This window comes from Shinella sp. OV683 (genome assembly GCF_057787725.1).
The window spans coordinates 374,075-391,669 of the sequence record NZ_CM173543.1 but is presented as its reverse complement, the minus strand read 5'-3'; the positions used below and the strand labels follow the sequence as shown (position 1 = coordinate 391,669).

At 60.0% G+C, this 17,595-nt stretch carries 15 protein-coding genes; all 15 read right to left on the bottom strand.

Annotated elements, in window-relative coordinates:
* Window positions 1-113: 113 nt before the first annotated feature.
* Complete coding sequence (gene glmM, locus ACXHRN_RS01910; RefSeq protein WP_488639669.1) at window positions 114-1,466, bottom strand: phosphoglucosamine mutase; 1,353 nt, start codon at window positions 1,464-1,466, stop codon at window positions 114-116.
* A gap of 223 nt (window positions 1,467-1,689) precedes the next feature.
* Window positions 1,690-2,832, bottom strand: coding sequence for an OmpP1/FadL family transporter (locus ACXHRN_RS01905; protein ID WP_488639668.1), 1,143 nt, complete (start codon window positions 2,830-2,832; stop codon window positions 1,690-1,692).
* Window positions 2,833-3,177: 345 nt separating this feature from the next.
* A complete protein-coding gene (ftsH, locus tag ACXHRN_RS01900) occupies window positions 3,178-5,106 on the bottom strand; it encodes an ATP-dependent zinc metalloprotease FtsH (protein ID WP_488639667.1) in 1,929 nt (642 codons plus the stop codon).
* 116 nt (window positions 5,107-5,222) lie between these two features.
* Window positions 5,223-6,527, bottom strand: a complete 1,305-nt coding sequence (gene tilS, locus ACXHRN_RS01895) for a tRNA lysidine(34) synthetase TilS (protein WP_488639666.1) — start codon at window positions 6,525-6,527, stop codon at window positions 5,223-5,225.
* Window positions 6,528-6,672: 145 nt separating this feature from the next.
* On the bottom strand, window positions 6,673-7,668 hold the full coding sequence (gene ybgF / locus ACXHRN_RS01890; protein WP_488639665.1) for a tol-pal system protein YbgF: 996 nt from the start codon (window positions 7,666-7,668) through the stop codon (window positions 6,673-6,675).
* 198 nt (window positions 7,669-7,866) lie between these two features.
* Complete coding sequence (secD, locus tag ACXHRN_RS01885) at window positions 7,867-10,380, bottom strand: protein translocase subunit SecD (protein WP_488639664.1); 2,514 nt, start codon at window positions 10,378-10,380, stop codon at window positions 7,867-7,869.
* 92 nt (window positions 10,381-10,472) lie between these two features.
* Complete coding sequence (locus ACXHRN_RS01880; RefSeq protein WP_488639663.1) at window positions 10,473-10,871, bottom strand: hypothetical protein; 399 nt, start codon at window positions 10,869-10,871, stop codon at window positions 10,473-10,475.
* A 213-nt stretch (window positions 10,872-11,084) separates the two neighbouring features.
* Window positions 11,085-11,615: a peptidoglycan-associated lipoprotein Pal gene (gene pal, locus ACXHRN_RS01875; protein WP_488639662.1), complete on the bottom strand. Its 531-nt coding sequence runs from the start codon at window positions 11,613-11,615 to the stop codon at window positions 11,085-11,087.
* A 148-nt stretch (window positions 11,616-11,763) separates the two neighbouring features.
* Window positions 11,764-13,071, bottom strand: coding sequence for a Tol-Pal system beta propeller repeat protein TolB (gene tolB / locus ACXHRN_RS01870; RefSeq protein ID WP_488639661.1), 1,308 nt, complete (start codon window positions 13,069-13,071; stop codon window positions 11,764-11,766).
* A 73-nt stretch (window positions 13,072-13,144) separates the two neighbouring features.
* Window positions 13,145-14,308, bottom strand: a complete 1,164-nt coding sequence (locus ACXHRN_RS01865; RefSeq protein WP_488639660.1) for a hypothetical protein — start codon at window positions 14,306-14,308, stop codon at window positions 13,145-13,147.
* 20 nt (window positions 14,309-14,328) lie between these two features.
* Window positions 14,329-14,793 (bottom strand): protein TolR, encoded by a 465-nt coding sequence (gene tolR, locus ACXHRN_RS01860; protein ID WP_488639659.1) that lies wholly within the window; start codon window positions 14,791-14,793, stop codon window positions 14,329-14,331.
* Between the two features lie 12 nt (window positions 14,794-14,805).
* The gene (gene tolQ / locus ACXHRN_RS01855) at window positions 14,806-15,531 is read right to left on the bottom strand and encodes a protein TolQ (RefSeq protein ID WP_488639658.1); all 726 of its coding nucleotides are present in this window, start codon (window positions 15,529-15,531) and stop codon (window positions 14,806-14,808) included.
* Window positions 15,532-15,886: 355 nt separating this feature from the next.
* Window positions 15,887-16,375, bottom strand: coding sequence for an SRPBCC domain-containing protein (locus ACXHRN_RS01850; RefSeq protein WP_488639657.1), 489 nt, complete (start codon window positions 16,373-16,375; stop codon window positions 15,887-15,889).
* A gap of 35 nt (window positions 16,376-16,410) precedes the next feature.
* Window positions 16,411-16,893: an SRPBCC domain-containing protein gene (locus tag ACXHRN_RS01845; protein WP_488639656.1), complete on the bottom strand. Its 483-nt coding sequence runs from the start codon at window positions 16,891-16,893 to the stop codon at window positions 16,411-16,413.
* Complete coding sequence (locus ACXHRN_RS01840) at window positions 16,893-17,234, bottom strand: ArsR/SmtB family transcription factor (protein ID WP_488639655.1); 342 nt, start codon at window positions 17,232-17,234, stop codon at window positions 16,893-16,895. The genes ACXHRN_RS01845 and ACXHRN_RS01840 overlap by 1 nt, the downstream gene beginning before the upstream one ends.
* Between the last annotated feature and the right edge of the window lie 361 nt (window positions 17,235-17,595).

Below are 17,595 nucleotides of genomic sequence, written 5' to 3'. Positions count from 1 at the left end.
CACCTGTTTACCATATGAATTAGCAAACAACTGAATAGGTTGAAGTTTTCTTAATAGAAAACGGGCTCCGCACTGCTGCGAAACCCGTTTTGTGACAAAGTATTCTGTTGCGCTCAGGCGGCGTTGCGGACCTTGCCGATCACGTCGACCAGGCCATTGACGATGCGCTCCAACTGTCCCTGGTCATCGCCTTCAGCCATGACGCGGATCAGCGGCTCGGTGCCAGAAGGGCGGATGACCAGCCGGCCGCGGCTCGAAAGCTCGCTTTCGGCATCGGCGATCGCGGCCTTGACGCCCTTGTCCTCAAGCGGCTTGCCACCTGAAAAGCGGACATTCTTGAGCAGTTGCGGCACCGGTTCGAAGCGCCGGCAGACTTCGCTGACGGTGCGATCGAGACGCTTGACCGCGACCAGCACCTGCAGTGCGGCCACCAGCCCGTCGCCGGTCGTGCCGAAGTCCGACAGCACGATATGGCCGGACTGCTCGCCGCCGACATTGAAATCATGCTCGCGCATATGCTCGACCACATAGCGGTCGCCCACCTTGGTACGGGCAAGCGTCATGCCCTTGTCTGTCATGAAGCGCTCGAGGCCGAGATTGGACATGATGGTGGCGACGATGCCGTTGCCGCGCAGCGAGCCCTCATTGGCCCAGGTCTCGCCGATCAGTGCCATCAGCTGGTCGCCATCGACAATAGTGCCCTTCTCGTCGACGATGATGACGCGGTCGGCGTCGCCATCGAGCGCAATGCCGATGTCGGCGCGCACTTCATGCACCTTCTTGACCAGCGCCTCGGGATGCATAGAGCCGCAATTCGAATTGATGTTGGTGCCATTCGGCTCGACACCGATGGAGACGACCTCTGCACCAAGCTCCCACAGCACGGCGGGCGCCACCTTGTAGGCCGCACCATTGGCGCAGTCGATCGCCACCCTCAGGCCCTTGAGCGTCACGTCGCGTGGCAGGGTGCGCTTGGCAAATTCGATGTAGCGGTCATGCACGCCATCGACGCGCTTGGCCCGGCCGATGCTGTCGGGATCGGCGAGCTGCGTGGCAATATCCTTGCCGAGCAAGTCCTCGATCTGGGATTCGATTGCATCGGAAAGCTTGTAGCCATCCGGGCCGAACAGCTTGATGCCGTTGTCCTGATAGGGATTGTGCGAGGCCGAGATCATCACGCCGATATCGCAGCGTAGCGAGCGCGTCAGCATCGCAACGGCAGGGGTCGGAATAGGGCCCAGTACGAAGGCATCGACGCCGGCCGCGGTGAAGCCGGCAACCAGCGCATTTTCCAGCATGTAGCCGGAGAGCCGCGTATCCTTGCCGATCACCACCCGGTGGCGGTGGGCGCCGTTGCGGAAGATCGTGCCCGCCGCAATGCCGACCCGCATGGCGAGATCGGGCGTCATGGGGAATACATTGGATTGGCCGCGAATGCCGTCGGTGCCGAAGTAGCGTCTTTTCATGATTTGTCCGGTTGTTCGAATAGCGATCGTATTGCCTGTAAACACGGTAATTTCATGCCACAAAAAGGGCCGTTTGCCACATCAATTTCGTTAAACCGAGCACACAAAGCTTTAGCGGCAGACTACCGAGCACGGAAATCCAACGAAAAAGCCCGCCGATCACATCGACGGACTCGTCGACCAGATCGGCGGGCTTCGCTAAGCCTGTTCGCTTCTTGCGATATCAGAAGGCGATCTTGTAGGAGCCGGTTGCAGCATAGGCCCAGTCGCCGGCTGCCGTCGCGTCGTAATCGGCGCCATCAGCAACGGACTGGCTGCCCGAGGTCATGTAGGTGATGCCGGCACCCAACACGAACTGGCCTGGGCCCGCGTTGATCGACGCACCTGCGCCAAGCGTCCAGTAGTCGGTCTGGATATCGGCACCCGTGCCGACGCCCTTGTCCCAGGTCAGGTTGATCGTGCCGGCAATCTTGTCGGTGAAGGAATGGCCGACACCTGCTTGCACCGTCCAGGCGTCCTTCCAGTTATAGATATCCTTCTGCGGACCGAGCACGTCGATCGTATAATCGAACGATTGGAGAACGCTCCAGTCCGTCCACATGACCGAACCGTAAACCAGCCAGCCCGGCGCAACGCCGGACTGCAAGCTGAGCTTGACGGATTGTGGCAGGGTGCCGGTGCCATAGGCATTGAGCGGGTCGGCGCCGACAACGGCAGCCAGTGCGTCGGGCGTGAAATCGCCATCCACCTTATGCTCGATCTTGGAGCGATACATCAACTGCGCGCGCATCGCATATTCGGGAATGTCATAGGCGACGCCCAGCCGGTAGCCAAGCGCGCTATCATCCTTGAGATGCAGCGTGCCAAACAGCGTTTCTTCGGTATAGTCGAAATCCTGCAGGAATATGCCGCCGAGGAAATGCGCCTTGCCCGGGCCGAGATCGAATTTCGCGTCGCACGTCGCGCCATATTCGTTGGTGGTGAATTCCTTGCGCTTCGTGTAGTTGCCGGTCATCGCGGCCTCGGCCATCCTTGCCTGGTCGCCATAGGTGGCGAGTGCACCGAACGGCTGCGTATAGGTCACGGCGCAGGCGAAGTTTTCCGAAACGTTGGCCTTGATGGCAAGGCTCGGCACGAAATAGGAATCGGAATATCTCCCGTCCACCCCATCGACGCCCATGATCGTGTCATATTTGCGCTGCGGCGACACATAAGTCACACCTGCACGCACCACCGCCTTGCCGTCTTCGAACAGGATATCCGTGTCGGCCTCGCCCCATGAAAATCCACCGGCATGTGCCGATGAACACAGGGCAGCAAAGGTGATGATGGCCGCCAGGCCGGTCTTTTTAATTGAAATGTCCACGTTGTCCTCCCTCGTGATATCGACATGATATTCAGCGAAAGATGATTTTCAACGCAGCCTTGCCGGCACCCTGCATCGCACGCCGTTGGCTAATTTACGTAAGAATTTCGCCGGACAGGTATCCCTCGCAGGAACGAGGAATGTTTTTGCGTCGAGCGGGAAAGCAGCGGCCATTTTTAGAACAGATTTGCCGACTGCAAAACCACTGTCACAAATCGGCAACAAAGCAGGTTTTCTGCGGCATCCCTCAGAAAGGGGATGAAAAACACGACAATCTGTCAGATATGACAAAACCCCGGCTTGTGACCGGGGTTTTGCAAATGCTGATTCTGCTGGCTTTGGGTCCTATTGCGCCTGCGGCTCGAAGCCTTCTTCGGCAGTCGGGCCGTCCTTGCGGGTGCCGGTTTTCGGCACCGACGAGCCGCGGCTCGCAGGTGTGTCGTCGCCGAGATCGCGGGCCGGCTTTTCGCCACGGATCAGCGCCTTGATCTCGTCGCCCGAGAGCGTTTCGTATTCGAGCAGGCCTTCGGCCAGCGCCACGAACTCGCTGTGCTTCTCGGTGATGATACGACGCGCTTCAGTATAGGCCTCGTCGATCAGGCGGCGAACTTCGGTATCGATCTTCTGGGCCGTGGATTCCGAGACATTCTTGGTCTGGGAAACGGAATGGCCGAGGAAGACTTCCTGCTGGTTCTCGCCATAGGAGACCTGGCCGAGCACGTCGGAGAAGCCCCACTGGGTGACCATGGCACGCGCAAGCTTGGTCGCCTGCTCGATGTCGGAGGATGCGCCGGAGGTGATGTTCTCCTTGCCGAAGGTAATTTCCTCGGCGACGCGACCGCCCATCATGATGGCGAGACGCGAGACCATCCACTTGTAGCTCATCGAGTAGCGGTCGCCTTCCGGCAGCTGCATGACCATGCCCAGCGAACGACCGCGCGGAATGATCGTCGCCTTGTGCAGCGGATCGGCGGCCGGCACGTTGAGCGCCAGGATCGCATGGCCGGCTTCGTGATACGCGGTCAGCTTCTTTTCGGCTTCGGTCATGGCGGACGAGCGGCGCTCGGCACCCATCATGATCTTGTCCTTGGCGTCCTCGAATTCGGCCATGGTGACCAGCCGCTTGTTGCGGCGGGCAGCCATCAGCGCGGATTCGTTGACGAGGTTCATCAGGTCTGCACCGGAGAAGCCGGGCGTACCACGCGCCAGAACCTTGAGATCGACATTCGGAGCCAGCGGCACGTTGCGGACGTGAACCTTGAGGATACGTTCGCGGCCAACGATGTCCGGATTCGGCACGACGACCTGGCGGTCGAAGCGGCCCGGACGCAGAAGCGCGGGATCGAGAACGTCGGGACGGTTGGTCGCCGCGATCAGGATGATACCTTCATTGGCTTCAAAACCGTCCATCTCGACCAGCAGCTGGTTGAGTGTCTGTTCGCGTTCGTCGTTACCACCGCCGAGACCGGCGCCACGATGGCGGCCGACGGCGTCGATTTCGTCGATGAAGATGATGCAGGGCGCATTCTTCTTGGCCTGCTCGAACATGTCGCGCACGCGGGATGCACCGACACCGACGAACATTTCAACGAAGTCCGAACCGGAAATGGTGAAGAACGGCACATTGGCTTCACCAGCGACGGAGCGCGCCAGCAGTGTCTTACCCGTGCCCGGAGGGCCAACGAGCAGCACGCCGCGCGGGATACGTCCACCAAGGCGCTGGAACTTCTGCGGGTCGCGCAGGAATTCGACGATTTCCTCGAGGTCCTGCTTGGCTTCGTCAACGCCGGCGACGTCGTCAAAGGTGACGCGGCCATGCGCTTCGGTCAGAAGCTTGGCCTTGGACTTGCCAAAACCCATGGCACCACGCGAGCCGCCCTGCATCTGGCGCATCAGGAACAGCCACACGCCGATGATCAGCAGGATCGGCAGCAGGTTGATCAGGTAGCCGAAGATGCCCGACGAACCGTCGGTCTCCGGCCGGATGGAAACCGTGACATTCTTGTCCTGCAGCCGCTGCACGAGAGCATCGTCGACCGTCGGGGAATAGGTCTGGAACACCGAGCCGGTATCGGCATAGACGCCGCGCACCTTGCTGCCGGTGAATTCGACCTGGCGCACCTTGCCGCCGTCGACAGCCTTGACGAAATCCGAATACGGGATCTCGCTCGAGCTGCCGGCGCGGTCGCCCTGAGTCTGGAACATGCTGAACAGCGCGACCAGGAGAACCGCGATAATGGCCCAAAGGGCGATGTTTCTGAAATTGGGATTCATTGACCTCACCGGATATGTACGACCGCCGGACTAATGCCCGATGACGGCCTTTTCAAGGTGTAACATAGGGATGCTTGGCAGTCTTGCCAAGCCGCGGCAAGCTCAAAAGCGACGGATCACCTTGTTGGTATGTCTGGAAAATGAGCCAATGCGACGAGTTTGGCAAGAACATTAGCAATCAAAAATATGTCAAAGGGCAAAAAGCGGTCGAGATTGGCAATGATGGGCTCGATTTTCAGGCTGGTTTCCCGGGCCTGGACCATCACAGGCTCGGTCTGCTGCACCAATTGCCGAACAGCGTTCGGCAGATCGGGAAGATCAGCGGACAGCAGTGGCGTCGAAGGCACGGCACCCCTCCTGACGGAGATGGTAACCGCATCCTTACCGGAATTGACGATCCGGAAGCGATTATCCCAGACGACCGTCCCTCCGGGCTGAACGACCAATTCCGGCAGCAGGCGGCGTTCGCGCACCAGATAGAGCGTCTGCTTGCGCCGATCGAACACCACCCGCTCGGCTGCAAGCCGTGTCTCGCCGCTCCGCAGAAATTCCAGGATCCGCGCCGTCGTCTCGCGCCCAGCTAAGTGGCTGCGCCCGCCGATAAAGGATGTGAGATAGAGCAGCGACTGCAAATGGGAGGGTTCATCGACATCGAAACGGGTGAGATCGAGTTCTGCCACGCGCGCGGAATGGATCACGGCATTGCTTTCCAGAAACCGCGCCGTCTCGGCGGCCAGCGCTCGCCGCGTCTTGGCGAGGGCATCGAAGTCAGCAACCGGAGCATCCTCCGCCCTCGCCTTGCGCACCCGCACTCGCTCGAATTTGAGATTGTCATTGCTGGGATCATCGACCCAGCCAATCCTGTGCGCCGAAAGGTAGTCACGGATATCGGCGCGCCGCACGCCGAGGAACGGCCGTACGACCCAGATCCGCCGGTCGAAGAGAACAGCTTGGGAAATGCCGCCCGACGAATCCGGATTGCGCGCCTGGCGCATCGCCGATGTCTCGATCTGGTCATCGAGCGTATGTCCCGTGATGATCAGGTCGGCGCCGATCTTGCGGGCATGATCGGCCAGCAGGCGATAGCGTGCCTCGCGGCCGGCCGCCTGAATGCCGGTCGTGGGCTTTTCGCCCTCCCAGCGCAACACCGCATGGGAAATGCCGAGGCCGCGGCAAAGCGCGCCTGCCTCGATTGCCTCCTCAGCCGACCCCGCACGCAAGCCATGATCCACGGTCGCGGCGGAAAGCGTGACAGCCATGTCATTCGATTTCAGGCACGTGGCCAGCGCCACCAGCAAGCCAGTCGAATCGCCGCCGCCGGAATAGGCCACCAGCAGGTGGCTCGGTGTTTTCAGCCGTTTGAGAAATTCGAGTGCTGCATCTTCAGGCGGAGCGGACCTGCCGGAATGCGGTGCGATCATCTCACAATCCGTTCAAGAATTCGCCAGGAGGCGGCGAAAATGGTGATTTCGAGAACCGAAGCGAAGCGTACATTTAAGTACGTGAGCGCCGGAAGCGCAGAAATTGCCATTTGCAGCCCGTCATGGCGCATTCTTGAATGGACTGTCAGCACGCAAGCCGCTTCTGCTCGCTCGCAACCTTGCTGATGATGGCGCGGGAGGCCTTGGGATAGGCCTTGGAAACCTGACGCAATGTCGCGCAGGCCGTATCGGTGCTGTCGAGCGCGGCAAGCGACATGGCTAGCTTCAGGAGCATTTCAGGCGCCTTGGCCGATTTGCCATAGGCCTTGTAGCCATTGAGGAAGGTCTTGGCCGCGTCGTTGAATTTGCCTTGGGAATATTGTGCCTCGCCGAGCCAGAAATTGGCGTCGGAAATCCGCTTGCTTTCGGGATGGGCGCTGATGAAGGCCGCAAAGCCCTGTTCTGCGTTCGCATAGTCGCCGGCCAACACCTGCTCGTAGGCTGACTGATATTGTGCGTCGTCGCCGGTCGGGGTCACCGCTGCGGTCTGCTGGGAAGAATCGTCGGTCGTTGATGTGTCCGGCGGCGGCAGGTTGGTACCGTTGATCGCATCCGGATTCTGGTCGTCGACACCGACAGGATTGCCGTTCTGGTCGATCTTCAGCTGGCCGAGATCGATGGCCGGCTTGCCCTTGTTGGGGTCGATATTCTCGCCCTGGATGTCGTCCATCGGCGGCTGGTCGAGCGTAGCCGTGTCGTCGGCGTTTGCTCCCGGCGTTGTCTCGCCGGAAGCATTTGCTGCATCGTTTGTGCTCGGCACGGTCTCGTTCGAGCTCTTCTTCTTTCCACCTTCCAGCTGCTGGAAGCGGAATTCATTGTCTTCCTGCGCCTTGCGGAGCGTCTCCTGCATCTGCAGGAGCTGGAAGCTCATTTCCTCGACGCGGCCGTTCAACTGCCGAAGCTGCTCCTGCAGCTGCTGCACCTGAACTTCGGCATCGCTCGCCTGGGCGAGGATCACGGGCGCATCACTGCGCGCATGCGTCTTTCCGATAAGTTCGCCAAGCGACATAGCGTTGGGCTGCGATACCAGAAGTACGCTGGCCGCAAGCGCGAGCATGCCGGCCATGACCTTGTTTCTCATTGTGACTATCCTGTTGATCCAAGAGTGTCGCGCGAAGCAGCGCAACAACTGGAGTTCTTTCAATTTTGGGACAAAAAAGCAACGGAGTCGGGCTAAAGTAAGATCGATTGGTGGCCGATAGCCACAGCCGCAAGAAAAAGGCAGCTCGAGCCTCAGCCGAGCCGCCGCTTCGCCATTTCTGCTTTTACAGCCTGATCTCTAAGCCGCGTGTGCTTCGGCCTTGATTTCCGCCGCCTTTCTCCTGCGCGTGCGCCAATCGCCGAGGAACAACAGGATCGGCGCCGCGATGAACACCGACGACGATGCCGCAATGAAGATGCCGAACACCATCGGCACCGCAAAGCTCTCCACCGCACTTCCGCCCCAGATCGCCATCGGCAGCAAGGCAAGGAATGCGGTGCCCGACGTATAGAGGCTTCGCGCCAGCGTCTCGTTGATCGACAGGTTGATCAGATCGCGGAACGGCATGGCCTTGTAGAGCCGCATGTTCTCGCGCATCCGGTCATAGACCACGACCTTGTCGTTGACTGAATAGCCCACCAGCGTCAGCAACGCCGCAATCGCGGTGAGGTTGAAGTCGAGCCCCGTCAATGCAAAGAAGCCGACCGTCTTGGTGACATCAAGCACAAGCGTCGCGATTGCTCCAACTGCGAACGGCCATTCGAACCGCACCCAGATATAGACGAGCATTGCGAGACTCGCGAGGAGGACAGACAGGAAGCCTGCCGTGGCCAACTCGCCACTCACCTTTGGCCCGACGACCTCGGTGCGTTCGATCTTCGATGTCGAATCGATCTTGGCGATCTCGGCCTTCAGCTTCTCGACCGCCACTGTCTGTGCCGTCTCCGGTCCGGGCTGGCGCTCCACGCGCAGCAGCAGATGGTTCTGGTCGCCGAACTCCTGCAGCGCCACCTCGCCCAGACCCAGTCCGTCAAGCCCCGACCGGAAGGCCGCCAAATCGGCAGGCTTCTGCGTCGATACCTCGATCTGGATACCGCCCTTGAAATCGACGCCATAGTTCAGACCCGGCGAGATGAACAGGATCACCGAGGAAATCGACAGGAAGGCCGAAACGCCGATGCCGAATAGGCGCGCCTTCATGAAGTCGATCGTGGTCCCGTCCGGGATCAGATTGAGCGGCAGAAGCGGCTTGATGTTGATCGTCTTCAGCTTTTGGCGCCGTGCAATGTAGATCATCACCACGCGAACCACCGACACTGCGGTAAACATCGAGATTGCAATGCCGAGGCCCATCGTCACCGCAAAGCCGCGCACCGGACCCGAGCCGAACCAGAACAGCAGCACGGTGGCGATCAGCGCCGTGACATTGCTGTCGATGATCGTCGAATAGGCCTTGTTGAAGCCGACATCGATGGCGGCAAAGGCGCCCCTGCCCTTACGCACTTCCTCGCGGATTCGCTCGTTGATCAGCACGTTGGCATCCACCGCCAGACCGATGCCGAGCACGATACCTGCAATGCCGGGCAGCGTAAGCGTCGCGCCGATCAATGTCAGGCCGGAGAATGTCAGGATAACATTCAGCGCAAGCGCCAGCACGGCAAGCAAGCCCCACGCGCCATAAAGCACGATGATAAAACCCACCACGAGAAGGAAGCCAGCGAGGCCGGTATAGAGGCCCATCTCGATCGCGTCGCTGCCGAGGTCGGCGCCCACGGTGCGCTCTTCGATGACCGTCAGCTTGGCGGGCAATGCGCCCGCGCGCAACAGTGCCGACAGCGTGTTGGCTTCGGTCACCGAGAAGGAGCCGGAAATCTGGCCGGAGCCTCCCGTGATTGGTTCCTGGATAGTCGGTGCGCTCAGCACCTTGCCATCCAGCACGATGGCAAACGGATTGCCGACATTCTGGCGGGTGATCTCAGCAAAGCGTGTCGCACCGGCATTGTCGAAACGGAAGCTGACGACCGGCTGATTGTTGTTGGGGTCGAAGCCGACACGCGCGTCCGTCAGGCGATCGCCGGAAAGCTGGACGCGATCCTCAACCGGATAGACGTTACCCTCTTCGTCCTTGAGCATGGTGACGCCGCGCTGGCCTTCCTGGCCGAGAAGATGAAAGCTCATCTTCGCCGTCGAGCCGAGCAATGCCCGAACATTCGACGGATCCTGCTCGCCCGGCAACTGGACGAGCACGCGATCGGATCCAACACGCTGGATGGTCGGTTCGGCGACGCCCACCTGGTCGATGCGCTGGCGAATGATTTCAAGGCTCTGGTCGACAGCACCGGTCATTCGGTGGGTGATGCCGGCCTCTGACGGGCGAACAGTGACGGCATTGGCGCCTTGTGGTGCAATGTCCAGATCCGCCGCCGGAGTTGCCATGCCCTGGGCGACCTGGTTGGTAAGTTTGCCCAGTTCCGTGATCGCCTGATCGCGCTTGGCCGGGTCCTTCAGCGTCACAACGATGGCGGCACCATCGCGCCGGACGGAGGTTGTTTCAACGCCAGTGCCGCGCAAAGCGTTGCGGCTGTCCTGGACAAGGTTTTGCAGCCACTCCTTTTCAACGTCGGCACGATCGACCTCGAGCACCAGATGCGAGCCGCCCCTGAGATCGAGGCCGAGCGACACTTTCTTGTCCGGCAGCCATGAGGGCCAGCGTTCCAATGTCGAGGTGGAGAGTATGTTCGGCAATGCCACGAGCATTCCGATGAGGATGATGGCCAGGTAGGCCCCCACCGTCCAGCGAGAGTTTTTCAAGATAGTATTCCTGGATGCACCGAACCCCACGCAGGCAAGCGCCGCGCAGGTTCGCATTGACCAATTCCGGAGCAAGCCCCGGAGCTAAGACATCAGCTGGTCAAGCGAGGTGGCGCGCGCGCCTGGAAGACGGAAGAATAGGTGTGACGGGGATGCTCAAACGATGCCCCGGGCAGCGGCATGCCGTTCGATGCGAGATGATTGGGCTCAGATACGGCCGGGATCACCGCGTCCGGAAGATCGTTCCAGCGCGATTTCGTGCCATGCCGCCGCTCGGCAGAAACCACCGCCCGGGCGGTGTCTTTCTTCAGCAGGAGCGCTGAATGTGATGGCTGTGTGACCGCCGACATGCCGGCCGTGGGGCTCGCCGCACTGCCATCCTGCAGGCTCGGTGCGACGAGGATCAGCGCGAAGAAAAGCGAGGCGACGAACTGCAGCGCCTGAAGCCTTGCGGCTTTGAAACGGAAATCCGCAACCCTGATTTTCTTCAATGTGCTGGAGATGGTTCGTCCTCGGTCTTAGTCAATCTACGAGATTCTTAGCTCATGCCTTAGCACAAGTTCCGGAAAATTGCATCCCGCCACCACGCGGCATTCCCATGAGCGCACTGGACAACAGCCAGCATCGAAAAACAAAACCACCCGCAGCGATCCGTTGCGGGTGGCCTTTGACGTCAGCCCCGCGAGGGAGCGATGATTGCGATATCAGCCGTTCGGGCCGCCGTTGAGAGCGGTGACCGCGCGACGGTTCTGCGACCAGCAGGAGATGTCGTCGCAAACCGCGACCGGCTTTTCCTTGCCGTAGGAGATCGTGCGCATGCGGTTGCCCTGGACGCCCTGCGATGCGAGGTAGTCGCGGGTGGCTTCAGCACGGCGGGCGCCGAGCGCCAGGTTATACTCGCGGGTGCCGCGTTCGTCGGCATGGCCTTCGACGGTGATCCGGTAGTTCGGATACTGGTTCAGCCACTGTGCCTGCTTGGAAAGCGTCTGCTGGGCATCGGCGCGGATCGACGAGGAGTCAGTGTCGAAGAAAATGCGGTCGCCGACATTGACGGTGAAATCCTGCGGCGAGCCCGGTGTTGCCGAGTTGGCGTTGAGGCCAAGGTCGTCGGCACTGTTGAGCTTGTTCTTCTTGGCGCAGCTTGCAAGCGCGACGCCGCAGATGAGCGCGATGACGAATGGGTTGCGTGCGAGCTTCGCCATGCGGCCGGGCTGATAGGTTGTGGTGTGGCTCATGGCCTGCTCCTAAGTCTTAAGAATTACGGTTTCCGAACTCTAACCCGATGGGGTTAATCACGATTCAAGATTCATGGTTAACAAACCGGAAATTAGGGGTTTCTGTATCATTTTTTGACAATGTAACCCCCTCTCCGGCTTGGTCCCACTATTCGAGAAGTGGCGACCATGCGGGGTCCGAGGCGAATGCCGGCGTGGCGACGCGCTGCTCGTTATAGCCCGTCAGGTCGATCGAGAACAGCGCCGGGCCGCCTGCACCTGCAGCCTGACGGAAGAACATGATCACCCGGCCGTTCGGCGCCCAGGTCGGGCCCTCATTGTGGAAGCCCGTGGTCAGGATGCGTTCGCCGGAACCATCCGGACGCATCACGCCGATCGAGAACTTGCCGCCCGACTGCTTGGTGAAGGCGATCAGATCGCCCTTCGGCGACCAGACCGGAGTGGAGTAAGCGCCGTCACCAAAGGAAACCCGGTTCTGGCCCGAACCATCGGCGTTCATGACATAAAGCTGCTGGCGGCCGCCGCGATCGCTTTCGAAGACGATCTTCTGGCCATCCGGCGAATAGGACGGCGAGGTATCGATCGCAGCCGTCGAGGTCAGCCGCGTCGTCGTGCGCGAGCGCAGGTCCATCGTGAAGATGTTGGCGTTGCCCTTTTCCTGCAGGCTCATGATCACCCGCTGGCCATCCGGCGAGAAGCGCGGCGAAAACGTCATGCCGGGGAAATTGCCGACCACTTCGCGCTGTCCGGTCTCCAGCTGCAGCAGGTAGACCCGCGGCTGGTCGCCTTCGAACGACATATAGGTGATTTCCTGCTGGTTCGGCGAGAAGCGCGGCGTCAGCACGATGGCCTTGGACTTGGTCAGAACCCGCACATTGGCGCCGTCCTGGTCCATGATCGCCAGCTGGCGGACGCGATCGATCTTCGAGCCGGTCTCCGAGACGAACACGATGCGGGTATCGAAATAGCCCTTTTCACCGGTCAGCTTTTCATAGACGGCGTCAGCGATGATATGAGCGACGCGACGCCAGTTTTCGGGACGGGTGAAGAACTGCTGGCCGATCAGCTGCGAGCCGCCATAGACGTCCCAGAGACGAAACTCGGCGCGCAGGCGGCCATCGGCCTCCTTGGTGACGCGACCGCTAACCAGTGCCTGGGCATTAATCGCCTTCCAGTCTTCAAAACGTGGCGCGGCATCCGGATTGGTAATCTTCTGGATGAAGGCAGCCTTGTCGATCGGCTTGAAGAAGCCGGAACGCTGCAGGTCGGCCGCGATCACTTGCGACACCTGGGCGCCGAGCGCATCGCCCGACTGCAGGTCGGTGATCGCAATCGGCATCGGCTCGACATTGCCCTTGCGGATATCGATGGTCACATCGGCGTTTGCCGGCGCAACCGACATCGCAATCAGCCCCGCGATCACGAAGAGTGCCTTGAAGATTGGGTGTTTCATCATCCTGTATCAGCCTTTCAGCCTACTTGTTCTTTGTTCATCCAGCGGAGATCGCCCCGCTACAGTTCGAATCCGGTCACATCATGTCACTGGGACTGAAATTCACTGTGACAACTTTCCATGTGTCGTATTTATCCTTCGGCAGCTTGTCGAACGGCTGCGATTTCATCACCGCACGCAGCGCGCCGCCTTCCAGCGCCCGCAGCGAAGACTCGTCGCCGCCGGTTCCCTTGACTTCGGGATCGCCGACAATCTCGCCACTCTCGTTCAGTTCGAACTTCACGGTGATGACGATGCCGCTGTCGGTGACCTGGCCAGGCATGATCGACCAGTTCTTTTCGATCATGCCGCGCAGCGCATTCATCTCGTCCTGGCTGAGTTTCTGGCCGCCCGTCGCCTTTTCGGCGCCAAAGGACTTGGTCTTCTTGTTGCGCTTGGCGCCGCCCGAATTGTTGTCGACCTTGTTGAGAACATCCGAAATTTCGTCGGCGTTGAAATCGGAATCCTTCTGGGTCGTCGATTTCGCCGTCTTCTTGTTCTTCTCGTCTTTCTTGCGGTCCTGCGTCTTGGCGGTCTTGGCCTCGGCGACCTCGACCTCCTTCTGCTTTTCCTTCTTTTCCTCGACCTTCTTCGGCTTCGGCTCTTCTTTCTTCTCTTCCTTCTTGGGCTCGGTCTTCTGGATCTCGGCCACTTCGGGTCGGGTCACAGGCACGGGCACATTGTCGGGAACAGGTTCTTCCTTGGCAACTTCGGCAGGCTTGTCCTCGGTCACGTCAGGCTTCGGATCCGGCTTGACCTCGACCTTGGGCTGCGCGTCCTTGGCGAGTTCCGTCGCCGGCTCGACCTGGGTCTCTTCCTTGATGATTTCCTGGACATCGACCGGGGTGACGTCCTTTTCCGGCAGATCTTTCTCCGATTTCTTCGGAGCGGCGGCCTTCTGGACGTTGTCGGGCTTGTCCATCGGCGTCGGCACGGATTTCAGGTCGAAATTGTTGTCGCCGGCATTGATGGCGTTGTCGACCTTGGGCTCGTTCTTGGTGACTTCGGTTGCCGACTCTTCCTTCTTCGGCGCTTCCTTGTCGCCCTGCTGCAGCTGGGTCATTTCCTCGATGGGTACGAGCTCGACGGGCAGCGCTTCGGATGCCGTCACCACGAAAGGTTCCGGCGAGCCGAAGGACACCAGCAGCCACACGAGCAAAAGCACGTGCAGCCCGATGGATGTGATGACGCTACCCTTCATCGCCTTCTCTTACCCGGCCCCTAGTTCTTTTCCGGCTGGGTCACCAGACCGATATTCTTGTAGCCGGCTGCCTGGATGCGGCCCATGACGCCCATGATCGCGCCGTATTCGGTTCCCGCATCGCCGCGCACGAAAATCCGTTCCTCGGTACCGGTCTTGGCAATCGCCTGCAGTTTCGGCACAACTTCGTCGATCGACACCGGAGCTTCGGTCTCTTCGCCGAAGAAAATCTGTCCAGTCTTGTCGATGGAGATCTGGATCGGCTTGGTGTCCGAATTCATTTCCTTGGCCTGCGTTTCCGGCAAGTCGATCGGCACGCCGGTCGTCATCAGCGGTGCAGCGACCATGAAGATGATCAGCAGCACCAGCATGACGTCGACCATCGGCGTGACGTTGATTTCGCTCATCGGCGGCTTCCTGCCGCCGCCCCTGCGCCGGCCGCGGCCGCCGGATGAACCACCCTTGGCGCCTGCTGACATTCCCATCGGTCGCCTCCCTTACTGCGCCGCAGCCGGGCGCGGCTGCAGTCTTTCATCGATCTGGCGCGAAAGAATGGCGGAGAATTCGTCGGCGAAAGCTTCCATGCGGGCCACCAGCTTGCCGGCGTCGCCCGAGAATTTGTTGTAGGCGATAACGGCCGGGATAGCGGCCACGAGACCGATCGCGGTGGCCAGCAGCGCTTCGGCGATACCGGGCGCGACAACGGCGAGATTGGTGGATTTCGAGGCGGCAATGCCCTGGAACGAGGTCATGATACCGACGACGGTGCCGAACAGACCGACGAAGGGTGCTGCCGAACCGATGGTGGCGAGCGAGGAAAGCCGCGCTTCCAGCGTTTCGGTCTCGCGCGCCAGCGTCACGTCCATGGCGCGGTCGATACGCATCTGCAGGCCGATCGGCGAACGGGCGCCGCGCTCGAAGCTCTTCTTCCATTCGCGCATCGCGCCAACGAAGATCGCCGCCATGCCCGAGACCTGTCGCTCGGCCAGTGTACGGTAAAGCTCTTCCAGCGACTGACCGGACCAGAATACCTGCTCGAAACTGTCGAGCTGCTTGCGCGCCTTGCGGTAGCTAACCAGCTTGTCGACGACCATCGCCCAGGTCCAGACCGAGGCACCGATAAGGCCGAGCATGACCAGCTTGACGACAAAGCCTGCCTGCATGAACAGCGACAGCAGCGTCACATCAGCGGTTGCAGCTGCTGCCAGATTTGCAGTTTCCATAATTTCAAAGTCCCCGAATCCAAACACCCGGCCTTGAGATCGCGATCCAAGCCGGGCGGCGTTCTTCAATTTGTCCGTCGCTAGTCGGCTGGATGTCCAACCTTTGGCCTTGACTGTTGCTAAAGCTCCGTATGCTAGCCTTCTTTACGCCAAATTTGGTGAAACGAAGGCGTGCACTGCACAAAATTTGAGTGACTTCAGTAAGACCTGATTATGGTTAAAAGAGTGTTAGCAAAATGCGATTGACGCTTTTTCCCCAACCACCGCGGTTCGGCTAACCCCGGCGATTCGCCGCCTGCGACATTGTTGAAAAATAATGAGGCGACGGCAACACGCCGTCGCCTCCATCCGCGGATCAGCCCTTTGACTGCATCTCGGCGACAAGCTCGACGAGATTGTCGAAGCCGGAATGCATGCCCTCCTTCATGCCCATTTTCAGATACTCGTCCTTGATCACAATCGTATCGAAGACGGTGGTTACGGTCAGCGTCGTGCGGCCCGCATGCTCTTCGAAGACCACCGTCACCAGCATGCGACCGCTGCCCGGTGCCTCAAAGCCTTGATCGTAGACGATCTTCCTGTTCGGCACGATCTCGCGATAGGTGCCGCCAAACGGCGGTCCCGCCTCGCCCTTGGGTCCGGTCATAGCGAAATGGAACCTGCCGCCGACCCGAAAATCCATCTCGCAGGTCGTGACCGGCCAGGTCTTCGGGCCAAACCATCGCTTGATATGCTCGGGCTTCGAATAGGCGAGAAACAGCAGGCTCGCCGGGGCGTCGAACACCCTCACGATCTCAAGAGTGCGGTCGGCGACCGGCTCGGTGGCTTTCACTGAAGTGTCCATTGCTCTTCTCCTCTCCTCTCCATCTGCGAGCGAGATCACGCCTTCAGCGTGGCCAACAGCTCTTCCATATTGTCGAGGCTCGATTCCGTGCCGACGATGTAACCCTGCTCGGTGTAGGATTCCTTCCGGGCAACGCTGTCAAACAGCGTGCTGATCGTCAGCGTCGTCTTGCCATCGGCCTCCACGAAGGTCACCGTCACCAGCATCCGGCCATCGTCGAACTCCTCGAAACCGTTGTCGTAAACGATCCGCTTGTAGGGTACGATCTCATGGTAGGTGCCACCGAACGGCGGTCCTTTTTCGCCCTCGGGACCGGTCATGGCGAAATGGAACTCGCCGCCGACCCGAAAATCCATCTCGCACTTGGTCACCGGCCACTCCTTGGGGCCGAACCATTTCATGATGTGTTCCGGCTTCGAATAAGCAAGAAACAACAGGCTCGCCGGGGCATCGAACACTCTGACGATGTCGAGCGTGCGCTCTGCAGCCGGCTCGGTAGTCTTGGCAAACATATCCATCACTTCACTCCCTTGTCCTGCAAAGTCTTCACATAGTCGGCGAGTTGATCGAGGCTTTCCTCCCAGAACTGCTGGTAGGTGCCAATCCAGCCCATCGCTTCCTTCAGCGGCGCGGCATTGAGCTTCACCGGCCGGAACTGCTGATCGCGCCCACGCGTCACCAGCCCCGCCCCCTCCAGCACCTTGAGATGCTTGGAGATCGTCGGCTGGCTCAGCGCAAACGGCTCGACAAGCTCATTGACGGTCGCCTGCCCCAGCGCCAGCCGCGAAAGAATGGCACGCCGGGTGGGGTCGGCAAGTGCCCCGAAGACCTGGTCGAGATGGGTAGATGTGGTGAGCATTATATTTCCATTTAGCTATATTGCTATTTGGCTATGTAATGGATGGAGGGACGGGAGTCAAGGGATTGCTTTCTGTCGCTGTGTCGGCCAAAACCCCTCACCAAGCGCGCCCAGGCGATCGGCTTTGCCTCTCGCGGGCTTGCTATCCTCTCCCACAAGGGGAGAGGTAAAGTCGGAGCAGCGCCGCACCTCTACTTCTCCCCTTGTGGGAGAAGAAGCAATTTCATCGGCTTAGCGATTGCGCCCGAAAAGGGTGCCCACAAATGGGACGGTGCGCGCAATCGCTAAACGATAGAAATTGCAGATGAGGGGCTCATGAGGCGGAGACAAACCAAGCCAGCAACCGTGTGAATCAAGATAC

Excerpts from the sequence above, each read along its gene's own strand:
- tolB (WP_488639661.1), bottom strand. The coding sequence starts at position 13,071 with ATGATGAAACACCCAATCTTCAAGGCACTCTTCGTGATCGCGGGGCTG.
- ybgF (WP_488639665.1), bottom strand. The coding sequence starts at position 7,668 with ATGAGAAACAAGGTCATGGCCGGCATGCTCGCGCTTGCGGCCAGCGTA.
- pal (WP_488639662.1), bottom strand. The coding sequence starts at position 11,615 with ATGAGCCACACCACAACCTATCAGCCCGGCCGCATGGCGAAGCTCGCA.
- ACXHRN_RS01840 (WP_488639655.1), bottom strand. The coding sequence starts at position 17,234 with ATGCTCACCACATCTACCCATCTCGACCAGGTCTTCGGGGCACTTGCC.
- ACXHRN_RS01850 (WP_488639657.1), bottom strand. The coding sequence starts at position 16,375 with ATGGACACTTCAGTGAAAGCCACCGAGCCGGTCGCCGACCGCACTCTT.
- tolR (WP_488639659.1), bottom strand. The coding sequence starts at position 14,793 with ATGGGAATGTCAGCAGGCGCCAAGGGTGGTTCATCCGGCGGCCGCGGC.
- glmM (WP_488639669.1), bottom strand. The coding sequence starts at position 1,466 with ATGAAAAGACGCTACTTCGGCACCGACGGCATTCGCGGCCAATCCAAT.
- ftsH (WP_488639667.1), bottom strand. The coding sequence starts at position 5,106 with ATGAATCCCAATTTCAGAAACATCGCCCTTTGGGCCATTATCGCGGTT.
- tilS (WP_488639666.1), bottom strand. The coding sequence starts at position 6,527 with ATGATCGCACCGCATTCCGGCAGGTCCGCTCCGCCTGAAGATGCAGCA.
- tolQ (WP_488639658.1), bottom strand. The coding sequence starts at position 15,531 with ATGGAAACTGCAAATCTGGCAGCAGCTGCAACCGCTGATGTGACGCTG.
- ACXHRN_RS01845 (WP_488639656.1), bottom strand. The coding sequence starts at position 16,893 with ATGGATATGTTTGCCAAGACTACCGAGCCGGCTGCAGAGCGCACGCTC.
- ACXHRN_RS01865 (WP_488639660.1), bottom strand. The coding sequence starts at position 14,308 with ATGAAGGGTAGCGTCATCACATCCATCGGGCTGCACGTGCTTTTGCTC.